The sequence below is a fragment of the Cupriavidus sp. MPR-AND1C genome (genome assembly GCF_058809705.1).
This window is the reverse complement of record NZ_JBXASU010000037.1, coordinates 16,359-39,399: the sequence shown is the minus strand read 5'-3', so window position 1 is coordinate 39,399 and position 23,041 is coordinate 16,359. Positions and strand designations below refer to the sequence as shown.

The following is a 23,041-nucleotide window of genomic DNA, read 5'->3' as shown; positions in this document are numbered from 1 at the left end:
CTGGCGGCCATCTACGCGCCGCAGCAACGCGAGGGCGGCATCCACGCCAACGCGGCCAATCCCGGCGGGGCATGGAACGACCTGCTCAAGGCAGCGGCCGCGCAGGCGCCGCAGGCCAGCCCGGTGCAGCGGGTCTATCACGACGTGCATCCCAAGTCGCCGCAGATCGTGGCGCAGACCCGGGCCTTGCGCGAGGCGCTGCACCGTCAGTGGCCGGATCTGGACCAGATCGATGCGGTGCACAGCGTGTCGGAGCAGATGGTGGGGCCAGCCGGCGCGGCCAGCTTCGCTGTCAACGCGGCGTTTGCGGCGGCCTATGCCAACCAGAGCGGCAAGAGCGCGGTGGTGACGAGTCTGGCCAACCCGGACGATGCGTGGGCGGTGCTGATTGCACCGCCGCCGGGCTGGCAGCCACAACCGCCGGTGACGACATGGGACCGCGCGCGCGGCGAGGGCAGCGCGTATTGGCCGTGGTTTGGCAAACGAGCTGGATGAGAAACGGGATGCATGGGGGTAGCCCAGGCTGCCGTGTAGAAACCAGACAGACAGGAGTCTTTCATGTCCGCGGACATCATTACAGTAGGCGACATCACCACCCATGGCGGCGTGGTGATCAGTGGTTCGCCGACCAGCAAGATCAAAGGCAAAGCTATCGCCCGCCTGGGCGATCTGGTGCGATGTCCGCAGAGCTACCCCGACGGGCGCCCGCACGGCATCAACCGGATTGTGCAGGTGGCCGGGCGTTACAAGGTGGGCGGCATACCCGGCGCCTGCGCGGGCGACCTGACCGAATGCGGCTGCGCGCTGATCGGCAGTCATGAGGCGCGGGCATGAAGGCATTCATGAAGCCATGGCGCATGCCCGCGGCGGGCGGCGGATGGGTCCGCTGGCAGTCGCTAGCTGGCGTTGTACTGCTGTCGCTTGCTGCCTGCTCTACCACGCCCGCCCAGCGCGAGCAGATGAAGCTGGATCTGGCGGTGGCCGCCAAAGACACCGTCAACCCCGATGACAAGGGCAGGCCGTCTCCGGTCCTGGTTCGCGTCTATGAACTCAAGACCGACGGCGCCTTTGAGAAGGCGGACTACTTCTCGCTGGAGACGGCAGACAAGACGCTGCTGATGCAGGATCTGCTGGTGCGGGACGAGTTCATCCTCCGTCCCGGCGAGTCACGGGACATCGAGCGCAAGCTCAACCCGGAGACGCAGGCCCTCGGCATTCTGGTTGGCTACAGGGAGCTTGGCAAAGCTACCTGGAGAGCGGTCCACAAATTGCCACCGGCGCCGGAAGCGGCGTGGTATCGCACGGCAATTCCCGCGCGCAAGGTCAAACTGCAAGTCTCGTTGGACCAGCAGACCATCACCATTTCCAAACCGGATTGAATTCATGAGCTGGTACAACAAGGTCATCTGGAGCGAAGGACTTTTCCTGCGCCCACAACTCTTCCAGCAGCAGGAGCGCTATCTGGAGCACTACGCACACAAGCGCAGCGCTGCCCTTAGCCCGTTCTTCTGGGGGTTCCATCAATTCGCCATTGATACCGAGGCGCTGGCGCTGGGTAAGCTGGTGGTTTCAGGGGTTGCCGGCATCTTCCAGGACGGAACACCGTTCGAGGCGCCAGGGCATGCAGCGTTGCCGGCGCCACTGGCGCTGCAGCATGAACACCTGAATCAGATCATTTATCTGGCGGTACCGATTCGGACGCCAAACGCCGAAGAGACGAACTTCGAGGATGGTGCGGATTCCCTGGCACGGTATCGAGCCTTCGAGAAGGAATTGCTGGATGCAAACTCCATCGCACAGGGGCCGAAGCTGGTGCAACTGGCGAACCTGCGTCTGCGGTTGCTCCCCGGGAAGGAACTTTCAACGTCCTGGCTTGGACTGCCACTGGCCAGGGTGACCGAGATCCGGGCAGACGGCAGTGCCCGGCTGGATGCCGGATTGATTCCGCCGGTCAACGTCTATACGGCCAGCACGCTACTGAATACCTGGCTTACCGAGATCCACGGCCTGCTGCACTTGCGGGCCGATTCCCTGGCGCGGCGCTTGTCCGCAGCCACCATGCGCGGCGGCGACGCAGCGGAGATATCCGAATATCTGATCCTCCAGCTTCTGAACCGGTACGAGGCGATACTGACCCATCTGCTTGCCGCGAAAGCAGCATCGCCGGAGCTTCTCTATGTGCACCTGGCGGCGCTATCGGGAGAGTTGTCGACTTTCGTGCGTACCGAGACGCGGCGGCCTTTGCGGCTCGATGCCTACCGTCATGATGCCCCGCACCTTTGCTTGAAGCCATTGATCGACGATCTGCGCTTCCTGCTCAATGTGGTCCTGGAGCGGGCGGCCCAGCGCATTGACCTTAAGCCGCAGCCAAACGGGATCCGGCTGGCCGTGATTGACCCGAACGACTTCAAACGCTTTGGCACCTTTGTGCTCGCCGTGACCGCTCAAGTTCCGGCGGACGTGCTGCAACAGCAATTCCCGGCGCAGACCAAGGTCGGCCCTTCCGATCGCCTCGCGGGCCTGATTCACTCTCACTTGCTCGGCCTGCCGTTGCAGGTGCTGCCCGTGCCGCCACGGCAGATTCCGTTCAATGCCGGCCACATCTACTTCGAGCTCTCGCAGCAACATCCGCTGTGGGAGGAGGTTGAGCGCCATGGTGGCCTGGCGATGCATGTGGCCGGGAATTTCCCTGGGCTGCGCATGGAGTTGTGGGGGGTGCGGCAATGACGAATCGGCCGATATTCTCCGGAGATGGTCCGGTCGTTGATCTGGCCGGGCAAGCTCCAGCGGGGACGAATCAAGCGGAACCGCGTGCCGCGGAGCAGGAGCCAGCGCTGCGCACCTTCCGTAAGCCTATTGAGCAACGGGTCGAGGAAATCTTGCGCACGGCCAACCCGCTGCTGGCTGCGGCGAGGCCGCTGCTGCGCGCGTTGGCGGACCTGCCGGCATCGCTGCGGCAAGACCAGATGGTGACCCTGAAATCGCTTCTGGTGCGGGAAGCACAGGATTTCCAGGCGATCTGCGAGCGCGCCAATATCCGGCGAGAGCATATCCTCGCGGCGCGCTACAGCTTGTGCACGGCGCTGGACGAAGCGGCGAATGGCATGCCGTGGGGCCAGCATGCGTGGGCTGACAACAGTTTGCTGATCCAGTTGCACGGCGAGAATGGCGGTGGCGAAAAGGTGTTCCAGGTGTTGGGCCGCCTGGTGGACTCCCCGACGGAGCATCTGGACTTGATCGAGGTGATCTATCACATGCTGTCACTCGGATTCCGCGGCCGATATGCCGGCCACATCGATGGTGATCGTCAGCTCGATGTGATCCGCCAGCGCCTCTACCACATGATCAGTGGCGCACGCGAGAGCGTGCCGCGCGAGCTTTCGGCCAACTGGCGTGGCGCTGACGCAGGACGACTCAGCCGACTACGCACGGTGCCGGTCTGGGTCACGGCCTTGGTGCTGACCCTGGCGCTCTGTGGCTTGTTCGCCTGGTACAAGTACCAGCTGTTGCTCCGCACGCACGATCTCGAGCGACAGATCCTTGCCATTGGGATGATCACACCGCCGGAGCCGCCCAAGGCGCTGCGCCTGGCTGAGCTGCTCAAGGACGAGATTGCGCGTGGGGTCGTCAGCGTGCAGGAGGACGCGGCGCGTAGTGCCGTGACCTTCCGCGGTGACGACATGTTCGGCGGCGGGCGGGCCGAGGTAAGCGGCAAGATCTTGCCGCTGCTGGACAAGGTCGCAGGGGAGATCAGCAAGGTCTCCGGCAAGGTGATCGTCATCGGCCACAGCGACAACGCTCCCATCAAGACGGCCAGGTTCCCCTCGAATCAGGCGTTGTCCGAGGAGCGTGCCGCGACCGTGACGGAGTACCTGGCCAGCAAGGGCGTGGCCAAGGGGCGCCTCGAAGCCATTGGCAAGGGCGATACCGAGCCACTTGTCGACAACAAGACGCCGGCAGCCCGAGCGAAGAATCGCCGGGCTGAGATCGTCGTTACACAGTGACCGGGGTCAAGGCATGGAATTTCTGAAACGTATCCGGGGCGCGCTCGTCTCCTGGCAGACGCTCGCACTTGTCGCCGTGCTTCTGGTGGCGGCAGCCATCTGGTTTATCGGGCCGCTGCTTGGATTCAATGGCATGCATCCGCTGGCGGGGATCGGCGCACGTGTCACGGTCATCGTCCTGCTGATGGCGCTTGCGCTGTTCTGGCTGCTTGGCTGGCCGGTCTCCACCACCGGGGTCGCCGCGCTTTGCCTGCTGATCTGGCATGCGGGGCCGCTACTTGCCGTTGGGGCCAGCCATCCGCTGGAACCGAGTTCGGTCCGCATCCTGCTGATCTCGGTGATCGTTTTCCTGTTCGCCGCGTATCTCTTGTACCTGCTTTGGCAGCATGCCCGCACGCATGAGACGTTCGTGGAAGGCCTGCTGAATGTTGGCGGCAAGCGCCAGGAAGTGGCGGCCAAGGATGAAATCGCCACGCTGAACACAGCCATCCAGACAGCGCTGCGCCAGCTTAAGGGCATGCGCACCGGCAGCCGGATCGGCCGGCTGTTCGAGGGACGGCGCTACCTCCACGAACTGCCCTGGTACATGATGGTCGGCGTGCCAGGTTCTGGCAAGACGACGGCCTTGTTGAACGCCGGGCTGCATTTCCCGATTGCCGAGCAAATGAGCGCGGCGGCTCGCGTACGGCAGCGCACCGAGCAGACGAACTGGTGGTTCACCAACGAGGCGGTCCTGATCGACACGGCAGGCCGCTACACGGCGCAAAAGTCGGGTTCGGCGATCGAGCTGGCCGAATGGAAGGGCTTTCTTGGCCTGCTGCGCAAACACCGTGCCCGCGCCCCGATCAACGGTGCGCTGGTGACGATCAGCGTGGCGGACCTGCTTCGGCATTCCGCTGAGGAGCGGGTTGCTGAAGCGGCCAGGATTCGGGCGCGCCTGGCCGAACTGCGTGAGGAACTGGGCATCCAGTTCCCCATCTATCTGGTGGTGACCAAGCTCGATCAGCTTGCCGGCTTTACCGAATACTTCCAGTACCTGACCAGCGAAGGGCGGGCCCAGCCCTGGGGCTTCACCTTGCCGGTCGCGGGCAAGCGGCGGCGGGGGCAGCCGGCGGTGAATGCCGCTGCGCAGTGCCGCGAGGAGATGCAGTCATTGGTGACGCGGTTGGAGGTCGGGCTGGGGGGGCGCCTGTCCGAGGAGGTTGATCTGGGCCGGCGCAAGGCGCTCTACGGCTTGAGCGATGAGTTTGGGTGCCTGACGGAACCGCTTGTCGCGATGCTGGAACAGATCTTTCTGGATTCCCGCTACGACGATACCGAGCGAAACGCCATGCTGCGCGGTGTGTACTTCACCAGCGCAACGCAGACCGCGCAGTCGGTTGTCGCGGATGCCAGCACACTGATCCGGCAGCTACTTCGCACGACCAAGCCAGGCGCGCAAGCAGCGCAGGACGCCGGCGGGGAGACCACCGGCAACCGCAGCTACTTCCTGTCGGATGTTCTCAAGCGCATCATCGTGCCCGAGGCGAACCTGGTGAAGCCGAACCTGCGCTGGGAATTCCGCTTCCGCCTGCTGCGCCTGCTCGGCCACGCGCTGGTAGTGGTGATCTTCCTGTGGCTGGCCGGTGCGCTCTATACCAGCTTCGGCCACAACCATAACTATCTGGACGTGGTGCAGGAGAAAGGCAGGGGGCTGGCCGCGACGGTGACGGCATACTACAAGAAGCCGCAGCCGGATGCGATGCCCGAGGTGCTGGCCGCGGCCCGCGACCTGCCCGCCTACGCCAGCCTGAATCAGGCCGATCCGTCTGTCGACTGGCGGTATGGCCTCTACAGCGTGCCGCCGGTGCTGGGCTTTGCGACCCAGACCCATACGAGATTGCAGGACAACCTGCTGGTGCCATACCTGGTAGGTCGGGTCGAATCCGTGCTGTCCACCGCGGTCAATCGACGCGACGCCAAGCAGACCTACGACACCTTGCGGGTCTACCTGATGCTGCACGACAAGGACAAGTTCAACGCGTCCGACGTGCGTAGCTGGCTGCAAAGCGACTGGGCAGCCGGCAACGGGGCGGACGCCTTCGGCGGCCGGGTGGCAGTGATCGGGCACCTGGACAGCCTGCTGGACGGCAGCCGCGCGGTGCAGTCGCCTTATGCCAGGAACGAGGCGCTGATCCGCTCGGCGCGGGATTTCCTGGATGGAAATACTTCCGTCGAACGCCTCTACGACCGCGCCAAGGCGGCCATGATGGAGGAGGCGCCGCAGGATTTCACGCTGGTGCGGGCGGTCGGGCCGCAGGCTGGCACGGTCTTCACCCGAGCCAGTGGTGAGCCGCTGGAGCGGGGCATCCCTGGGCTCTTCACCTACGCCGGCTACCACGACCTGTTCAATGCGCGCCTGCCGGAATTCGTCGGCAAGGCACAGGCGGTCGACACTTGGGTAATGGGCAGGGGCACGGGACTCGGCGCTCAAAAAAAAACGCTTGAGCGCGCCGCGGGCAAGCTGACCGGCAACGATCCCCTGACGCGCGAGATTCGGCGCCTGTACCTGAGCGAGTATGCGCGGCACTGGGAGGCATTCCTGGGCGATATCCGGACGGTGACCGGCGACAACCTGGCCTTTGACCTGGAGATCCTGCGCAATTTCGCCGCGCCGGACTCGCCGCTGGCCCGGCTGGGCCGGGCAGCGGTGCAGGAAACCACGCTGAGCCGTCCGGTGGATCCCGAGGACAAGTCCCTGGCGGAGAAGGCGCTGTCCGCGCTGGACAAGACATCCGGCACGGTCAGCGCACTGACCGCGCGCGCCGAGGCTCGCCAGGAGCGCGAGGTGGTCGACAACCGCTTCGCCGCGCTGCGCGAAGTGGTGACTGGCCAGGCCGATGCCGCCAACCCGGGTGCGCAGGCTGCGGCCGGGAAGCCGCAACTCGATGCGATAGCCGGCATGGTCAACGCCTATTACACCAGTCTGGTAGTGGCCAACAATGCGCTGAACACCCGGAACCTGCCGCCCCCGTCAGATGCCGGGGCGCAGTTGCGCATGGAGGCGGCCAAGCTGCCCGCGCCCTTCAAGGCGGTGCTGGCCGATCTCGTCGTGCAGGGCACCCGGGATGTCAACAAGGGCGTCGGCGACATCCTGATCGCCCAGATGGATGCTGTGATCGGCGAGAGTTGCCGCAGTGCCGTCGACGGCAAGTATCCGTTCACGCCGACGTCGATGCAGGACGTGGATCCGGAGGATCTTGCGCGCATCTTCGCGACCGGGGGTGTGCTGGACGACTTCTTCCAGAAGGTACTGGCTCCACACGTGGATACCACCATCTCGCCGTGGCGCTACAAGCTGACCGCGCCCGACGTGCCACCGGTGGCCGGCCCGAGCCTGGTGCCGTTCCAGCGCGCCAAGGAAATCCGGGAGGTGTTTTTCCGTGATCCGGGCGCAAAGAAGATGGCCTGGAAGGTCGACCTGAAGGTCATAGAGCTCGATCCCGAAATCGTCGAGCTGAACATGGATTTCGATGGGCAGAGCCAGCGCTACGTGCACGGCCCGGTGATCCCGCTCAAGGTGACATGGCCTGGCCCGCGCGGCGGGCAGGGTGCCGAGATCACCGCCAGCCCGCGCATCCGCCCCGACACCTCGACGTTGACCGCCAACGGCCCCTGGGCCCTGATGCGCGTGATTGCCAAGGGTAAGCTGGCCGGCTCGGCGACAGCCAGCCACTTCATGGCCGAGTATGACTTTGACGGCCGCAAGGCGAAGCTCGACATCAACACCGGCAGCCTCGCGAATCCATGGACCACCGCCTTGCTGCAGGGCTTCCAGTGTCCGGGGAGGTCGGGGTGATTACGGCACCGTCGATTTTCGGCAAGCTGCCTGCGCAAGGGGACTTTGTTCGCCACAATGCGCCCCTGGCCCATGTGGCGATGTGGCGGAACTGGTTCGACCCCGGGCACGCCGAAGCCCCGGTGCGGACGCCAGCGCTTTCCATCGTCGGCCATGCGCCGCATTGGTTGCATCTGACGCCACCCAGCCTCACGGGCCAAGCCCGATTGCGCGCGGCTGAGCCGTGTCATTTCATCCTGCGCACGCGCGGCCTGAAGTTCCCCGGCGAGGGCAGCTACCTGATCGGTGTCGTGGCCGCGTCCCGGGACCGGGTGGGGTGCCGCTACCCGCTGGTGGTATGGCAGAGCGTCAGCGCCCAATGGGCCGAGCAGCTCCTCAGCGCACCGGCGCACTGGCTCACCGATCTGGTGCAGCTGGTGCATGACCACACCCGCCTGCCGGACCGATCGGGCCTGGCCGCGGCGGTCGATGCCCTGTGGGCCAGCCATCGACCCGGCTGGCGGGGTCGCATCCGGGTGTCGTTCAAGCGCCTGGCCGGCGCACGGAATCAGGCCGCCTCGGGGAATTTGCCCGATGACAGCTTCACCGGGCCCGAAGCCATCCGTGACGACTGGCCGCCGCACCTGTTGCGCAGTGGCAGCCTTGGCAGCGTCTGGCAGGCCGGTACTGGCTGCGCCATTGAAATCGACGGCGTCCCGGCCATTCGCGACATTGTGGCCGGGCTTTGATTTCATTCCCCGACCAGGGGCATCTTCACTGCATATCGACAAAACCACAGCGGTATGGAACGGCCTGCAGCGGCGGCACCTTGTTGATCTTGGTTATCCTGCTGGCGGCCGGTTCGGGCCGGTTCGGGCCGGTTCGGGCCCGCTCAGGCAAACAGATCCATGCCCTGCACCAGGCGCTTCGCCAGCCGCGGCGGGCGAAACTGGTCCAGCCACCATGCGAGCGCGCGGCCCTCATGGTCGCCCCGCCACGCCACATACAGCGTGTTGGGCTCGCGCGGATCGGCCGTGCGCTTTTCCACCAGCTCCCCATGCCTGAGCAGCGAAGCCACGCGGTGCCGCGGCAGCCAGCCGATGCCCAGCCCCTCGCGCTGCGCCAGGACCTTGGCGCGCATGCTCGGCACGGCCAGCGAGGCTTGCCCGCCCACCAGCCCGTAGGCCCGCCCCGCGCTACCGCGCGATGAATCCGCCACGGCCACGCCCCGGTGCGCCGAGATATGCTGGCGCGTGAGTGGCTCGGCTACGCTGGCAAGCGGGTGGCGTGGCGCCACGGCAAAGACCCATTCGACCACGCCGAGCTCGAACCAGCGCAGGCCGGGGATGGCGGGTGGCTCATTGGTCGCGCCGACGATCACATCGGCGCGGCCGTCGCGCAGCGCTTCCCAGGTACCGCTGAGGACTTCGTGGGTCAGGCGCAGCGCCACGCCGGATTTGAGCGCATCGAAGCTGCGGATCACCGGCATCAGCAATTCGAACTCGAGCACTTCATCCGTGACGATCCACAGGCGGTCTTCCCAGCCGCTGGCGACCTGCCGCACGCGCTGGGTCATGCGCGATACGTCCTGCATCAGGCGCGCGGCCTCTTCGGCTAGCAGGTGGCCGGCAGGGGTGAGCTGCAGGCGGTAGCGGCGGCGGTCGAACAGCAGGGCGTCAAAGCGGCCCTCCAGTTGCCGGGCGGCGTGGGAGACGGTCGATGGCGCCTTGCCCAGGCGCGCCGCGGCGCGCGACAGGCTGCCGCTGTCCCGGATGGCTTCCAGCAAGGCCAGTTCGTCTTCTGACAACATGTTCAACTCCGTCGAACGAGTTCATCGGGAAAATCGTACGGCAAAACACGTGTGCCGGCGCAATATTCGTCACAGTGCATCACCCGATTCCCGCAACCCCTTTGTTTGCAAGCGCCGTCGGCCAGGAGAGTTCGTCCTGCCATGGCACGATCACCGGAGAAAAGTCATGGCCCTCATCCACCGTATGGCACGGTACGCTGGCGCCGCATTGCTCATGTTTGGCGTGTTCGGCGCGCTCGCGCCGCCCGTGCATGCCGCAGAACCTGGCGGCGACGCTGTGATCCAGCAGCACACGATCAACGCGAATGGCGTTGACCTGCACTATCTGCAGTCCGGGCGCGGCAGCGGCACACCGGTCGTGCTGTTGCATGGTTATGCGGAATCCAGCCATATGTGGCTGCCGCTGATGGCACAGCTTGGCGACAAGCGCACCGTCATCGCACCGGACCTGCGCGGCGCGGGCGGGTCGGCGATTACGCAGTCGGGCTACGACAAGAAGACCATGGCGCAGGACATCCACGCCGTGGTCCAGACGCTCGGCTACCGCAAGATCAACATCGTCGGGCATGATATCGGCCTGATGGTCGCCTATGCCTACGCCGCGCAATACCCGGACGAAGTGGAAAGCGTAACGCTGATGGACGCGTTCCTGCCTGGCGTGGGCGACTGGCAACAGGTCTGGCTGCTGCGCGACAAGTGGCACTTCAACTTCTACGGCGACACGCCTGAAAAGCTGGTGAAGGGCCGCGAGCGCACCTACTTTGAACACTTCTGGAACGACTTCGCCGCCGACCCCAAGCACTCGGTGCCGGAAGCCGCCCGCCAGCGTTACGCCGCCAACTATGCCAGGCCGGGCCGGATGCGCGCGGGATTCGAGTTCTTCCGTGCATTCCCGCAGGATGCCGAAGACTTCGCGGCGCTGGCAAAGCACCCGCTGCCGATGCCCATGCTGGTGCTGGCGGGCGAGAAGGCTTCTGGCAATTTCCTGATCGACCAGGCGCGCCTCGTTGCCACCAATGTGCAAGGCGTGATTGTCAAGGGCTCGGGACATTGGCTGATGGAGGAAGCGCCGGGGCAGACCATTCCGGCTATCGTGCATTTCATCAATGCGCCGTCGCAACCCGTCGGCGCCGAATAAGAACGCGTACCTCACCGCATCAGAAGGAGTATCGAAATGGGACTGCTCGTCAATGGCAAATGGCAAGACCGCTGGTATGACACGGCATCCACCGGCGGGCGCTTCGTTCGCAAGGACGCCGCCTTTCGCAACTGGGTGACGTCCGATGGCGCCGCCGGCCCAAGCGGCACCGGTGGCTTCAAGGCCGAGGCCGGGCGCTATCACCTGTACGTGAGCCTGGCCTGCCCGTGGGCGCACCGCACGCTGATCATGCGCGCGCTCAAAGGGCTGGAGGGGATGATCAGCGTCTCCACGGTGCACTGGCTGATGCTCGGCGAGGGCTGGACGTTCGCCGAGGGCCCGGGCGTCGTGCCGGACACGGTCAACGGCGCGCGGCTCCTGCACCAGGTCTACACTGGCGCCGATCCCGACTACACCGGGCGCGTCACCGTGCCGGTGCTGTGGGACAAGCAGCGGGGAACCATCGTCAGCAACGAGTCGTCGGAGATCATCCGCATGTTCAACACCGCCTTCGACGATGTTGGCGCCAAGTCGGGCGACTATTATCCGGCGGCGCTGCGCGCGGAAATCGACGAAGTCAACGCACGGGTGTACGACACGCTCAACAACGGTGTCTACAAATCCGGCTTTGCCACCACGCAGGGCGCGTATGAAGAAGCGGTGACGCCGTTGTTCGACACGCTCGACTGGCTCGAGGCGCGGCTCGCCACGCGCCGCTTCCTGCTGGGCGATCAGATTACCGAGGCCGACATCCGCCTGTTCACGACGCTGGTGCGCTTTGACGCGGTCTACGTGGGGCACTTCAAGTGCAACCTGCGGCGCATCGCCGACTACCCGAACCTGTCTGGCTTTACGCGCGACATCTACCAGTTGCCGGGGATTGCGGCGACGGTCAATATCGACCATATCAAGCGCCACTACTATGAAAGCCACCGCTCTATCAACCCGAGCGGCGTGGTGCCGGCAGGGCCTGTGCTGGACTTTGCCGCGCCGCCGGAGCGCGCGCGGCTGGCCGCGTAATGCCGCCGTCTTTTTTTCTTCGATAGCCGAGACCATGCTCATGACGTTTCATCGCCAATTCCTGCTTGCCTTGCTCACGGCGGCAGCCGTTGCCGTCCCGCCGGCCGCGCTGGCGGCCACGGACGATGGCCCCGTGTATGGCCCCGAGCTGCAAGGCTTCGACTATCCGGCGCCGGTCCAGCAGTTCGCGTTCACCTCGCAAGGCGAAGCGATGCACATGGCTTACATGGACATCAAGCCCGAGCATGCCAACGGCCGCATCGCGGTGTTGCTGCATGGAAAGAACTTCTGCGCGGCGACCTGGGGCGACACGATCAAGGTGCTCAGCACGGCCGGGTATCGCGTCATTGCGCCGGACCAGATCGGCTTTTGCAAATCCAGCAAGCCGGCGCACTATCAATACAGTTTCCAGCAACTGGCGCGCAACACCCACGCCTTGCTGGAGTCCATCGGAATCCGGCAGGCGACGGTGATCGGGCATTCCACGGGCGGCATGCTGGCGATGCGCTATGCGCTGATGTACCCGCAGCAAACCGAGCAGCTTGCGCTCGTCAACCCGATCGGACTGGAGGATTGGAAGGCGTTGGGCGTGCCGTCCTTGTCGGTGGACCAATGGTATGCCCGTGAGCTTGCCACCAATGCTGACAAGATCCGCAGCTACGAACAGGCTACCTACTATGTCGGCACATGGCGCCCCGAGTACGAGCCCTGGGTGCAGATGCTGGCGGGCATGAACCGCGGCCCGGGCAAGCAGCAGGTGGCCTGGAACTCCGCGCTGATCTACGACATGATCTTCACGCAGCCGGTCGTGTACGAGTTGGGCGCGTTGAAGACGCCAACCTTGCTGCTGATCGGCGACAGGGACACGACGGCCATCGCCAAGGACACGGCACCGCCGGAGGTCCGCGCCAAGGTCGGCAACTATCCGGTGCTGGCGCAGCGCACCTTGAAGGCGCTGCCGAACGCCAGGCTGGTGGAGTTTCCCGAGTTGGGCCACGCGCCGCAGATGCAAGATCCAGTGGCGTTCCACAAGGCGCTGCTGGATGGCCTGGCGGCGTTGCCGGCAAACCGGTAGCACGGCGCCTTGCCGCCAAAGCGCTGACCGGCCGTGCCGGGGTGCTACCATGCGCGCAGCTGGCTAGCCTGGGCATCAGGCCCGGGCGGCAGAGTTCGACTTTTGCAGGGGAATCTGGATGGATCCGACAGTAGTGATCAGCACCTTCGAGCGCATCGCCAACGACGACACGGTGGAGCTATCGGTGGACGACGCCGTGGCCGGCCTGGCCGCGCTGCTTGCCAGCGAGCCGTTTTCCGACGCGGCGCGCGCATTGCTGGAGACGGTCGGCGCCACGCTTTATCGCGTGGGCCTGGATGGCTACGAAGGCTGAAGGGAACGCGGGCGGCGCGCTCGCGCCGCGCCAGGCATCTCAGTAGACAGGCGCTTCGCCCTCGGGGCGGTGCTTGAAGCGGCGATGCACCCAGTAGTATTGCTCCGGCATGGCGCGGACCTGCTGCTCCAGGAACGCGTTCATGCGCAGCGCGTCAGCCTTCTCGTCGCCGCAGGGGTAGCCCGCCAGCGCATCGAATATCTTCAGCTTGTAGCCGCGGTAGCCAGGCAGGACAGAGGTGGTGAAGGGCACGACGCGCGCGCCGCTGAGCGCGGCGAGACGCGACACCGAGGTGAGCGTGCAAGCGGCGACGTTGAAAAACGGCACGAATACCGAATCGCGCAAGCCGAAATCCATGTCCGCCGCGAGCATCAGCGGCGTGCCCGACTTGAGCGTGCGCAAGGCCTGGCGCACGCTGCCATTGCGCGGGATCATCTCCGTGCCGAACCTGGCGCGCTGCCGCTTGGCGAGTTGTTCCAGCAACGGGTTCGACATCTTCGAGTAGAGCGAGGCCACCGGATGCTTGATCGAGTAGAACATGCAGCCGGCCTCGATCGCCACGAAATGGAATCCCAGGAAGATGGTCGGCCCGGCCTCGGTGTTGCCGAGCTCGATGGCGGACTCCAGCTCGACCAGGTCATTGAGCTTGCCGGCACAGCCATACCATTGCACGCCGCGTTCCAGGTAGCTCCGAATCACGTGGCTGAAATGCGCCTGCCCCAGGGCATGCCGATGCGCTTCGCTCTGGTCGGGAAAGCAAAGCCGCAGGTTGGTCTGGACGACACTGCGGCGCCGGCTTGGAATGCGATAGAGCAGGGCGCCCAGGCTCATGCCGACGCGGGCACACACGCTATAGGGCAAGGCGGCGAGCAAACGCAGCAGGCTGACGGTGAAAAATAGTCCGATGCGCTGGGTCATCCTGTTCCTGAAGGGGTGCCGCGTGGCGTGATGCGTGCCGCCGCGGCCAGCTGGTGTGGGCGTGCGGCGCCGTCTCGCGTGAAAGACGCGGCAGCGGTGGTGCCAGCTGCCGGGCTTGCGGGGCCTGTCGGGCCCGTCTTCGTCTTGTTGGTGTGGTGCTATGGCGCCGCTTCGATGCTGGCGCGAGCCTGCATCATTGAAGGTCCGGGACCGGGGCCTGCTGCGGCGCCAGTTGCCAGCCTTGCGCGTCGACGTTCTTTCCGTCGCGATAGATCCAGCCGGTGCCGCAGGCCTGGCACACAAAGGTGCTGACCGTCATCGCAGGGCGCCGCGGCACCTTGATGCGCTGCGTGTCGGTGATCCTTAGCAACGCGTGGCCTGGCGAGTCACCACGGTTGGTGTCGATGGCGAGGCAGGCTGGGCAAGGCGACATGCGGAATCCGGCGGCGGAAGGTGGGTGACTGTAGCACGTTCATGCTGCTATAAACCGCCGCCGCAAGCTTATGTCTGTTCACGCACGTGGGCGCGCGCGCGAGGCGTGGAGAAGACCGTGCTTGCAATCAATGAGGCACTTTTCTCTTCGGTGAGTTGACATGCCTATCCCATCCCTGTATAAACGTTGGTGCAGGATCTTTCAAGCGGTTACTCAGATGTTATGGATCGTCCCCTCCAAGCGGCGATTCGTTTGCTCCATGTTCCTTCCTTGATCGTCATGCCTGGTGAGCATCAGGCTCATCCAGAACTTTTAAGGTTTAAAGGATATCCAGCATGGAAACCGGTACCGTCAAGTGGTTCAACGACTCCAAGGGCTTCGGCTTCATCACCCCTGACGCAGGCGGCAACGACCTGTTCGCGCATTTCTCGGAAATTCAAGGCGGCGGTTTCAAGTCGCTGCAAGAAGGCCAGAAAGTGCGTTACGTCGCAGGCGTTGGCCAAAAGGGCCCCGCAGCGACCAAGATCGAGCCGATCTAATCGAGCCGATTCGAATCGCCTAGAAAAAAGCCCCGCTTAGCGGGGCTTTTTTTTTACCGGCCGGGAATCATCGAGGTGCGCAAGCGCATAAGACATCATGCCTATGGTTGAATCCATCCTTCTGGCCGCCGTCCGGGTCTCGTCCTTCGAGGGCCGGCAGCCGCTGAGCAACGCGAGCGGATTCTTTTTCGAGCGCGATGGCCGGCTCTTTGTGGTGACCAGCCGCCATGTGGTGTTCGACGAGCCAAGCAAGCACCACCCGGACCGTATCGAGATCGAACTGCACAGCCAGCCGGAAAACATGGCCGACTCGATCGGCTTTTCGATTCCGCTGTACCGTGACGGGCTTGCCGTCTGGCGCGAAGGCGAGGACGGCGGCGGCCCGGTCGATGTCGCTGTGGTGGAGATCGAGCGCAAGGCGTTGCCGCCCAAGCTGCTTTACCGGGCTTTCACGCCGGAGCATCTGGCTCAGCCTTCCGATCGCGTCGAGGTGGGCGACTCCCTGTTGATCGTTGGATTTCCACTGGGTTTTCATGACGCGCTCCATCATCTGCCTGTTGCACGCCAGGCCGTGGTCGCATCCGCGTACGGACTGCGCTTTCAGGGCCAGGGTTTTTTCCTGACCGATGCCAGGACGCACCGCGGCACCAGCGGCGCGCTCGTGGTCTCGCGCATGCGCGATGGCCGGGGCGACAAGCTGGACCTGCCGTGGATGCTGCTTGGCATCCACTCCGCTCGCTTCGACGTCGGCTCGCGCGACCTGGCGGAGGACGAAGTGCTCGGGCTGAACTCTGCCTGGTATGCGGACATGCTGCTGACCCTGACCGAGCCTGTGGCGGCAAAGCCCGCACGGACCGCGCCTGGTGCTGCCGCCACTCCCGCCGCCGCTACGCCACCCGTTACCGCTGGCGCCGCCGTCGGCAATGCCGCAGCCACGCCGTCGGCTGTCCCGGCGGCCGCTCCCGCTTCCGCGCCAGTCCTGCCCGCTCGGCCAAAATAAAGGTCATGGAGCGGCGCTCAATAGGAGTAGAGTGGGACTCGGTGGAACTGTGGAGTGCATCATGGACGTCAATCCGATTGCCAGCTACAAAGGGTTCGACTTATACCCTCTCGTGTACAAGCACGCCGTGGTGCGTACCTGGCCGGAACGCAGGCCAGACCGCACCTTCGATGCCGCCGTCGTGATCTGCCGCGAAGGTGGCGAGCCCGAGGGAACGCAGGCCCGTACGTTCCGCCTCGACACGGTGCCGTGGGACAACGTTGGCGCTGCGCGTCGTGGTGTCGTTCGCTACGCCGAGGACATCATCAACGGCGCGATTCCCGGGCAATCCGTCGTTTCGCTCTGACGCCTGGAGCGATATGCGGCAATGTCCGTCGTTGCACGAGGATGACGCAGGCGCGCCTGCCATGTCCTCGCCCGTCCATGGCTTGGCCGAGCTGCCAGCCACCGCTGCATCGTCGCCACTTGACGAGGTCCGCGCGATGTCCTGCTTGTCCGTCGGAGCGACGGCGCGCCGATCGGTCGCCGGTGCGGCGTCATGCTAGATCTTGTTGCCTTCATAAAGCCCGTCCTTGACGAGATCACCGGGCAAGACGTCAGGATCTGGCCGGCAGGGCAACGCGCGGTGACGGCAAACTGGCAGATCCCTGATGCCGGGAGTCTTACCTGGCCAGCCAGGGCGCTTGAAATCGAGATGGCGCAGGACGTCGCAGAGCAATTGAGCAATGCGGACCAGGGCGCCTTATATCAACTACAACGCAGCCTTGACCGGTATCTGCGCGCACGCCTTGGCGTCCATTGCAAGCAGGACAAGCCAGGGAAAGCGATCGTGATTGTCGTCGATCGCCTGATGGCTCCCTAGCTTGCCCGCGCGCTGGCGCATTGGGTCTCGACATTGTCCATTGCAAGCGAACCGGCACAAGGCCAGTTGCGGCATCCAGCCGCCTGGAGCACCACATGAACAATACGCCTTCCGCCTGCTACAAGGGTTTCGACCTCTATCCGCTGGTGTACAAGATCCAGCCCGCGCAATCCTGGCCGAGGACCAAGCCGGATCGCAGCTTCAATGCGTCCGTGGTGATCTGCCGCGAAGGCCATCGGCCCGGCGGTGAACGCACGCGCGTGTTCCGCCTGGAAAGCACGCCTTGGGAAAATATCGGCACGGCGCGCAGGGGGGCCGTGAAGTTTGGTGAAGATATTATTAACGGACTGATCCCCGGGGAGTCTGTCGCTACGCTGTAACGCTGCGCCGGCAGGATCTGGTCCAGTAGCGCGGCGTTGCCCGCGCTTGCCGTTATGCTGGTGGTGGTGCCAGCTGGTATCGTAGGGCTGGCCCGGCCGCCGCCAGGCAATGGGAAGCAAGAGGAAACGGGACCGCGCCGTGCAATGCCCGCCCTGCCGGTCTACCTGTCAAAACCCGCCGTGCGCGCTTGCGCCGGCCCGTGAGCGCATACGTCATGAACAAGGTTGCCACACCATCCAATTTCCTCTGCACGCTACCGGGGCAAGGCAAGGGCATCGCCTACCATGTAGCCGTCAGTTTTCTCGATTCCAGCCATCCGACGGGCGTGCGTTTCACCAGTTTCGTCGGCGACGGCAGGCGTTCATTCGGGGTTCAGGCCGACGAGGCGGCCTTGACGGGCGAAATGGTCGACAGCTTCGAGGCGTTGTGCCGGCTTGCGATCGGGCAAGCGATTCGTGACCACCTCTATGACAAGGCTGGCGAAGGAGACTACGTGCTGGACCTGGGCGCGCAGCCTTTCGAGGGCGAATTGCGCCCGGTTGGTTCGCGCGTTGGCGTCAGCATGCCGCGCATGCGGTTTCCTGGCTGAGCCGTCGCGTTTCCTGGCACGGGCGCGGGGAGCGCCCGGGAGATTGTGCTGGTCCGGACTGCGCCGCTAGACGCCGAATGCCGGGCTGCCGAAGCGGGCCAGCAGCGATTCAATCAACGCCATGTCCTCGGTTTGCGGTGTCCTGTCTTCCGTGGTGCGCGACGGGCCGCAATAGGTTGCGCATACATGCCTGCGCACGGTAAGCACGTCATCCGCTGGGCGCACCACCGTGACTTCCGGTCCCGGCACGTGACGATAGCTTCCGCCTACCCAGCCACCTGGCGTCAGGTGCATCTCTTCCCATTCTTCGCTGATCGACATGATTCTTCCTTTCGTTAGAGGGTGGCAGGGGCCGCGGGCCAACAGCCTGACGGCGCGGTAGCGTATCCGGCCAACCCGTATCAGTACTTGTGGCGGTAGTTGATCCGGCCCTTGGTCAGGTCGTAGGGCGACATTTCCAGTGTGACGCGATCGCCGGCCAGGATACGAATGCGGTTCTTCTTCAGGCGGCCGGACGAATAGGCCCACACCTGGAAACCATTTTCCAGGATGACGCGAAAACGGTTGTCCGGCAGTACTTCCGATACTTGCCCACCAAATTCCACTAGTTCTTCTTTAGCCAACGATGATCCTTTTGCAGCAAGACTTGCTGCACGGTAGGTTGAGACGCATGCGGGTTGCTTTTCGTGTGGCCGGCTTATTGCAGGCGCATATCGGCAGCGACGCTCTCGGCCGCGCGTCGGGCGGCCTGTTTAGCCTTGGCTTCGGTGCCATGCGTGGCATGGCGCATCGAGACGTTGGCGACGATGCATTCGGAGCCATTCTTGTATTCGGCGATCAGGTAGGTCGCAAACCACACGCCTGGCTCTTGTTGTATCGGGTAGACCGACACGGTGTACGGATTGGCGCGCGTGGCGCCATTGGTGCTATTGGTGTTATTGGTGCTTTGATTCAAGGTGTTGCCCTTATGCGGGCGGACGATCTGAGGCAGCGTTGAGCGCATCTTGTGGTGCGCCGCGTGCTCTCTTCTGGCGATCGGTCGCCGTGTTTGCGTTGTCCAGCAACGGCAGGTCTCGCGCATTTGCGCGAGAAAGGTAGCTGGTGATGAGTGGACCGTGCTTGCGCAGGCTGATGCGCCAGGTACATGCGCACAGGTTGCGGAGCGGACATGCCGCCGGGTCGGGAGGGTGATGGGCGGTTGTCGCCCTGAACGAATCGGGTGTACGCCCGACAGGCCGCCGTTAATATTTTGATGATGTCTGGCAGCCGGCACGTTCGCGCCGACGAGAAGAGGGTCGGCGAACGGCCAAGACTGCAAATGATACCATTTTTCGTCAATCAGCGCTCGCCCGAGGATTTGCGCGTACGATGGATATGGTGTTGCGCATAGCGCCCCTCGTGGCGTTGGCGCGGCGAGGCGCTACCCGTTGTATCCGGGGAGGCCGGTGCCCGACGCCGGGCAGGTCGCAATTGAGCGAGGTGATCGATGCCGGAGAGTTTTTTCCATCAGGGCCACTACGTCAACCTGGAACTGACGCAGCGCACCTTCGGTCAATGGAACTGGGTCTATACGCTGGATACGCACGGCCGTTTTGAAAACCAGGGCGCGGCGTTTGGCACCCGCGAGCTTGCCATGGCGGATGCACTGGAGAACGCCAAGGCCCGGATAGAGCGCCTGGGGCACTAGTCAAGTGGCACCAGGCGCCTGGCCGCCCTACTTCCCCTCGTCGGGAATGTTGTATTGCGCCTGCAGCGTGGCTGTAAACGGCCGGATCTTCTCGATGCAGGCCGCGCTGTCGCCGCCTTCCATGGTGGACAGATTCCAGTTGCAGCCGCCCGCGTCCGGCGCATGCCAGCAAACGTCGCCGAAGCAGGCGCCGCTGCATTCCGCGAATTTCTGCTGCTCGGCGCGAATCATGGCGCGCAGTTCCGCCTTGTTCTTGATCTGTCGGTCCATGGTCGTCTCCTGTCTTTTCGTGGGGAAATCTTGCTGGGCGTGGCTGCGGCCAGGCCGGTCAGGGCGGCCGCGCGATGGACTGCAATTCCGGGCGAATCGAGGGGGCGGGTTTACTTGCGCTTGACGAAGGTGGACATGTCGTCGATGACGGTCCTGGCATAGGACACGGCCAGGTCGATGGCATCGTGCGGTGTGCGCGCGACGTGCTCGAGCAATGGTGGCACCAGCCTGAGCGAGCCGCTGTCGCCGCTGACCTGCGTGATGGTCACGGTGGCGAGAAAGCTCGCCCGTGCGAGTTCGTCATTGGCGCTTTCGTCGAGCGAGCGGCGTACATTGGCCGAGACCTTGAATCCCTTGTAGATCGCATGATTTTGAGGCATGTTGATCTCCTTTCTGCAGCGAGCATACGCTGTTTGCCTGGTGGCGTCCGATTTACTTGGCGGTGCAATGGCACGTGGTTTTCAACCGGCGGCCGCTGGCGATTTTCCCGCTTCGGCAAAGCGCAGGCACCTCGCGCGATATTTCCCTGCACGTTGGAGTAAGCGGGTATGCTGGATCTGCCGCATGGCACGCAATGCAGTAACCCACTCGTGGAGACACACCATGGCCAAAGGTCAATTACGCGGCAATCGCGAAACCAAGAAGCCCAAGCAACCCAAGAAGCCGGTCGCACCCGCGGCACCGTTCGGTGCCGTCCAGTCGCGCGTCGGCAATGATGGCGCAGCAGGCAAGAAGAAGTAATCAAGGTGCGAGTAAAGCGCAAATATTGCGCATCTGAAGTGCAACTGAGACGGAACGTCAGGCTGGACCGCGCCGTCTTGCGTTGCGGCAAGAAGCCCGGGGTGCCATCGCTACCGGTGTGCTCCCGTTCGGCACCTGACGCTCACCCGCGGCGGTGGCGGTGACAAGCTGCCGCCGGGGCGTTCTCGAGACACCGGGAGTGCAAGATGAGGCGTGACATGTCCTTCGCGGACCGCGTGCTGACGGCACTGCGCGCTGACAGCCAGGCGATGATGACGGATCTCCAGCTCGCCAAGGCGCTGGGCAATGCCGATGCATCCAAGCTCAGCCACCATTTACTGCTGCTTCAGGATTCGGGCCTGGTCGCGAAGACCGCTACCTCCGGGTGGCGCCTGACCTGGGCCGGCCACGACCGCGCGGAAGCGCGCAGCGTGGCCTAGCAAACAAACCACAGGCCTGAGCGGCCATTTCCAAAAGATGCTGGCGTGGTTGCGCGGCCTTGCCGTGCCACGTGCACTGTCTGCGCCCGCGGCGGCGTCGCCATGCCGGCGTCATTCCTCCTGGAATGCTTCCTCGCGCTTGGCCTTGATCGACGGCAGGGCAACGATGCAGACCAGCAGCCCGGCTGCGATCAGCAGGCCAAGCGACAACGGACGGGTCAGGAACACGGTGAATGTCCCCCGCGACAGCAGGAGCGCGCGGCGGAAGTTCTCTTCCATCATCGGCCCCAGCACAAAGCCCAGCAGCAGCGGGGCCGGCTCGCACTTGAGCTTGATGAACAGGTAGCCGATCACACCGAAGCCAGCCGCGGTGAAGACGTCGAAGGTCTGGTTGTTGACCGAGAACACGCCGATGCAGCAGAACACCAGGATGGCCGGGTACAGGTAGCGGTAAGGCACCTGCAGCAGTTTGACCCAGATGCCGATCAGCGGCAGGTTCAGGATGATCAGCATCAGGTTGCCGATCCACATCGAGGCGATCAGGCCCCAGAACAGCGCGGGGTTGCTGGTCATGACCTGCGGGCCCGGCTGGATGTTGTGGATGGTCATCGCGCCCACCATCAGCGCCATCACGGCGTTGGGCGGAATGCCCAGCGTCAGCAGCGGGATGAAGGAGGTCTGCGCCGCCGCGTTGTTGGCCGATTCCGGACCCGCCACGCCTTCGATGGCGCCCTTGCCGAATTCATGCGAGTACTTGGAAGTCTTCTTCTCCAGCGAATAGGCCGCGAAGGAAGCCAGCGCCGCACCGCCGCCGGGCAGGATCCCCAGGATGGAGCCGAGCGCGGTACCGCGCAGCACCGCTGGCGCCATGCGCTTGAAGTCCGCTCTCGAGGGCCACAGGTTGCTGACGTGATCGGTGAAGGTTTCGCGGTTTTCCTTCTGCTCCAGGTTGGCGATGATCTCGGCAAAGCCGAACATGCCCATGGCCAGCGCGACGAAGTCGACGCCATCGGTCAGCTCCGGCACGTCGAACGAGAAGCGCGCCGCGCCCGAGTTCACGTCGGTGCCGACCAGGCCCAGCAGCAGCCCCAGCACGATCATGGCAACCGCCTTGGGCAGCGAGCCCGAAGCCAGCACCACGGCGCCGATCAGGCCCAGGCACATCAGCGAGAAATACTCGGCGGGCCCAAACTTGAAGGCCAGTTCCGACAGCGGCGTAGCAAACGCGGCCAGGATCAGCGTTGCCACGCAGCCGGCGAAGAACGATCCCAGGCCGGCGGTGGCCAGCGCCACCCCTGCTCGCCCTCGCCTGGCCATCTGGTAGCCATCGATGGTGGTCACCACCGATGACGATTCACCCGGCAGGTTGACCAGGATGGCGGTGGTGGAACCACCGTACTGGGCGCCGTAGTAAATACCGGCCAGCATGATGAGCGCGGCCACCGGCGGCAGCGTGTAAGTCACCGGCAGCAGCATGGCGATGGTCGCCAGTGGCCCGATGCCGGGCAGCACGCCGATCAGCGTTCCCAGCACGCAGCCGAGAAAGCAGTATCCAACGTTCTGTAGTGTCAGCGCCGTGGAGAACCCAAGGGCCAGGTGTTCGAATAGTTCCATGAGGCTGTCTCCCTCGCCTGCAGTGAAACCCAGGCCGCGCATCTGCGGCAAGGCAGGCACGGCGGTCTAGGCTACGCGCGGTATTTTTTGCGTAGTTGCGCGCGAATCGGAGGAAGCTGGCGCGGTGCGAGGCCACGCTGGTTTCCGCCACGGATCGTCATCGACAGCAAGCGCGCGCGCTCAGGCGCACCCCAATGGCTTACCAAGCACAGTAGGCGCGAGTGCTTTCATCCGCCTTTCAGTGACGGCCGCTGCGGGTATGTCCCGATACGTCCGAGTGACGCCCGAATGATGCCCGAATGATGCCCGAGTGATGCCCGAGTGATGCCGGAGATTCCTCGCGCCCGAAAAGCAACGCCCCGGACGAAAGCCGGGGCGTTGTCACATGGC

Annotated in this window: 28 protein-coding genes and 1 pseudogene; 20 read left to right on the top strand and 9 right to left on the bottom strand. The window is 64.4% G+C overall.

Features of this window, described 5'->3' with window-relative positions; all coding sequences use genetic code 11:
• From AC1RWI_RS20215 to AC1RWI_RS20185, 7 genes and pseudogenes are all read left to right on the top strand, one after another.
• A pseudogene (locus AC1RWI_RS20215) lies at positions 1-495 on the top strand (hypothetical protein); the annotation flags it as partial.
• A 63-nt stretch (positions 496-558) separates the two neighbouring features.
• Positions 559-834, top strand: coding sequence for a PAAR domain-containing protein (locus AC1RWI_RS20210; protein ID WP_492868279.1), 276 nt, complete (start codon positions 559-561; stop codon positions 832-834).
• Positions 831-1,379: a type VI secretion system lipoprotein TssJ gene (gene tssJ, locus AC1RWI_RS20205; protein WP_492868277.1), complete on the top strand. Its 549-nt coding sequence runs from the start codon at positions 831-833 to the stop codon at positions 1,377-1,379. The genes AC1RWI_RS20210 and tssJ overlap by 4 nt, the downstream gene beginning before the upstream one ends.
• Before the next feature lie 4 nt (positions 1,380-1,383).
• Entirely contained in the window at positions 1,384-2,727 is a 1,344-nt protein-coding gene (gene tssK / locus AC1RWI_RS20200) for a type VI secretion system baseplate subunit TssK (protein ID WP_492868275.1), read from the top strand.
• Positions 2,728-2,879: 152 nt separating this feature from the next.
• Positions 2,880-4,004: a type VI secretion system protein TssL, long form gene (tssL, locus tag AC1RWI_RS20195; protein WP_492868273.1), complete on the top strand. Its 1,125-nt coding sequence runs from the start codon at positions 2,880-2,882 to the stop codon at positions 4,002-4,004.
• A 13-nt stretch (positions 4,005-4,017) separates the two neighbouring features.
• Entirely contained in the window at positions 4,018-7,842 is a 3,825-nt protein-coding gene (gene tssM / locus AC1RWI_RS20190; protein WP_492868271.1) for a type VI secretion system membrane subunit TssM, read from the top strand.
• Positions 7,839-8,570, top strand: coding sequence for a TagF domain-containing protein (locus AC1RWI_RS20185; protein ID WP_492868269.1), 732 nt, complete (start codon positions 7,839-7,841; stop codon positions 8,568-8,570). The genes tssM and AC1RWI_RS20185 overlap by 4 nt, the downstream gene beginning before the upstream one ends.
• A 143-nt stretch (positions 8,571-8,713) precedes the next feature.
• On the opposite strand, the gene AC1RWI_RS20180 is transcribed toward AC1RWI_RS20185, so the two are convergent.
• Positions 8,714-9,631: a LysR family transcriptional regulator gene (locus AC1RWI_RS20180; protein ID WP_492868267.1), complete on the bottom strand. Its 918-nt coding sequence runs from the start codon at positions 9,629-9,631 to the stop codon at positions 8,714-8,716.
• Between the two features lie 166 nt (positions 9,632-9,797).
• Here AC1RWI_RS20180 and AC1RWI_RS20175 point away from each other — a divergent pair, with 166 nt between their 5' ends.
• The 4 genes from AC1RWI_RS20175 (at position 9,798) to AC1RWI_RS20160 (ending at position 13,177) form a co-directional block, all read left to right on the top strand.
• Entirely contained in the window at positions 9,798-10,769 is a 972-nt protein-coding gene (locus tag AC1RWI_RS20175) for an alpha/beta fold hydrolase (RefSeq protein WP_492868265.1), read from the top strand.
• Between the two features lie 36 nt (positions 10,770-10,805).
• On the top strand, positions 10,806-11,789 hold the full coding sequence (locus AC1RWI_RS20170; RefSeq protein ID WP_043344115.1) for a glutathione S-transferase family protein: 984 nt from the start codon (positions 10,806-10,808) through the stop codon (positions 11,787-11,789).
• A 40-nt stretch (positions 11,790-11,829) separates the two neighbouring features.
• On the top strand, positions 11,830-12,864 hold the full coding sequence (locus AC1RWI_RS20165; RefSeq protein ID WP_492868262.1) for an alpha/beta fold hydrolase: 1,035 nt from the start codon (positions 11,830-11,832) through the stop codon (positions 12,862-12,864).
• Between the two features lie 118 nt (positions 12,865-12,982).
• Positions 12,983-13,177, top strand: coding sequence for a hypothetical protein (locus AC1RWI_RS20160; RefSeq protein ID WP_043344120.1), 195 nt, complete (start codon positions 12,983-12,985; stop codon positions 13,175-13,177).
• 39 nt (positions 13,178-13,216) lie between these two features.
• Here AC1RWI_RS20160 and AC1RWI_RS20155 read toward each other — a convergent pair whose 3' ends face one another.
• Entirely contained in the window at positions 13,217-14,095 is an 879-nt protein-coding gene (locus AC1RWI_RS20155; RefSeq protein ID WP_043344124.1) for a lipid A biosynthesis lauroyl acyltransferase, read from the bottom strand.
• 193 nt (positions 14,096-14,288) lie between these two features.
• On the bottom strand, positions 14,289-14,528 hold the full coding sequence (locus AC1RWI_RS20150; protein WP_043344128.1) for a hypothetical protein: 240 nt from the start codon (positions 14,526-14,528) through the stop codon (positions 14,289-14,291).
• 335 nt (positions 14,529-14,863) lie between these two features.
• On the opposite strand from AC1RWI_RS20150, the gene AC1RWI_RS20145 reads away from it, so the two are divergent.
• The 6 genes from AC1RWI_RS20145 (at position 14,864) to AC1RWI_RS20120 (ending at position 17,899) form a co-directional block, all read left to right on the top strand.
• Positions 14,864-15,067: a cold-shock protein gene (locus AC1RWI_RS20145; RefSeq protein WP_006157950.1), complete on the top strand. Its 204-nt coding sequence runs from the start codon at positions 14,864-14,866 to the stop codon at positions 15,065-15,067.
• 97 nt (positions 15,068-15,164) lie between these two features.
• Positions 15,165-16,067 carry a trypsin-like peptidase domain-containing protein gene (locus tag AC1RWI_RS20140; protein ID WP_043344131.1) on the top strand — a complete coding sequence of 301 codons (903 nt, stop codon included), beginning with the start codon at positions 15,165-15,167 and terminating at the stop codon, positions 16,065-16,067.
• 61 nt (positions 16,068-16,128) lie between these two features.
• Positions 16,129-16,413 carry a hypothetical protein gene (locus tag AC1RWI_RS20135; RefSeq protein ID WP_043344135.1) on the top strand — a complete coding sequence of 95 codons (285 nt, stop codon included), beginning with the start codon at positions 16,129-16,131 and terminating at the stop codon, positions 16,411-16,413.
• A gap of 192 nt (positions 16,414-16,605) precedes the next feature.
• Complete coding sequence (locus AC1RWI_RS20130; protein WP_492868259.1) at positions 16,606-16,929, top strand: hypothetical protein; 324 nt, start codon at positions 16,606-16,608, stop codon at positions 16,927-16,929.
• A gap of 95 nt (positions 16,930-17,024) precedes the next feature.
• Entirely contained in the window at positions 17,025-17,309 is a 285-nt protein-coding gene (locus AC1RWI_RS20125; protein WP_043344143.1) for a hypothetical protein, read from the top strand.
• A gap of 215 nt (positions 17,310-17,524) precedes the next feature.
• The gene (locus tag AC1RWI_RS20120; protein ID WP_043344146.1) at positions 17,525-17,899 is read left to right on the top strand and encodes a hypothetical protein; all 375 of its coding nucleotides are present in this window, start codon (positions 17,525-17,527) and stop codon (positions 17,897-17,899) included.
• Positions 17,900-17,965: 66 nt separating this feature from the next.
• Here AC1RWI_RS20120 and AC1RWI_RS20115 read toward each other — a convergent pair whose 3' ends face one another.
• From AC1RWI_RS20115 to AC1RWI_RS20105, 3 genes are all read right to left on the bottom strand, one after another.
• On the bottom strand, positions 17,966-18,220 hold the full coding sequence (locus AC1RWI_RS20115) for a hypothetical protein (RefSeq protein ID WP_043344149.1): 255 nt from the start codon (positions 18,218-18,220) through the stop codon (positions 17,966-17,968).
• Positions 18,221-18,300: 80 nt separating this feature from the next.
• Entirely contained in the window at positions 18,301-18,522 is a 222-nt protein-coding gene (gene infA, locus AC1RWI_RS20110; protein ID WP_006157957.1) for a translation initiation factor IF-1, read from the bottom strand.
• A gap of 74 nt (positions 18,523-18,596) precedes the next feature.
• Entirely contained in the window at positions 18,597-18,902 is a 306-nt protein-coding gene (locus AC1RWI_RS20105; RefSeq protein WP_492868256.1) for an isochorismatase, read from the bottom strand.
• 483 nt (positions 18,903-19,385) lie between these two features.
• On the opposite strand from AC1RWI_RS20105, the gene AC1RWI_RS20100 reads away from it, so the two are divergent.
• Positions 19,386-19,586, top strand: a complete 201-nt coding sequence (locus AC1RWI_RS20100) for a hypothetical protein (protein WP_043344151.1) — start codon at positions 19,386-19,388, stop codon at positions 19,584-19,586.
• 27 nt (positions 19,587-19,613) lie between these two features.
• Here AC1RWI_RS20100 and AC1RWI_RS20095 read toward each other — a convergent pair whose 3' ends face one another.
• The gene (locus AC1RWI_RS20095) at positions 19,614-19,856 is read right to left on the bottom strand and encodes a hypothetical protein (RefSeq protein ID WP_043344153.1); all 243 of its coding nucleotides are present in this window, start codon (positions 19,854-19,856) and stop codon (positions 19,614-19,616) included.
• Between the two features lie 110 nt (positions 19,857-19,966).
• Positions 19,967-20,236, bottom strand: a complete 270-nt coding sequence (locus AC1RWI_RS20090; RefSeq protein ID WP_043344156.1) for a hypothetical protein — start codon at positions 20,234-20,236, stop codon at positions 19,967-19,969.
• Between the two features lie 223 nt (positions 20,237-20,459).
• Here AC1RWI_RS20090 and AC1RWI_RS20085 point away from each other — a divergent pair, with 223 nt between their 5' ends.
• A complete protein-coding gene (locus tag AC1RWI_RS20085; RefSeq protein WP_006157962.1) occupies positions 20,460-20,597 on the top strand; it encodes a hypothetical protein in 138 nt (45 codons plus the stop codon).
• Positions 20,598-20,815: 218 nt separating this feature from the next.
• Entirely contained in the window at positions 20,816-21,037 is a 222-nt protein-coding gene (locus tag AC1RWI_RS20080) for a hypothetical protein (RefSeq protein WP_043344159.1), read from the top strand.
• Positions 21,038-21,148: 111 nt separating this feature from the next.
• Here the strand turns inward: AC1RWI_RS20080 and AC1RWI_RS20075 are convergent, their stop codons facing one another.
• On the bottom strand, positions 21,149-22,651 hold the full coding sequence (locus tag AC1RWI_RS20075; RefSeq protein WP_043344162.1) for a tripartite tricarboxylate transporter permease: 1,503 nt from the start codon (positions 22,649-22,651) through the stop codon (positions 21,149-21,151).
• Positions 22,652-23,041: the final 390 nt, after the last annotated feature.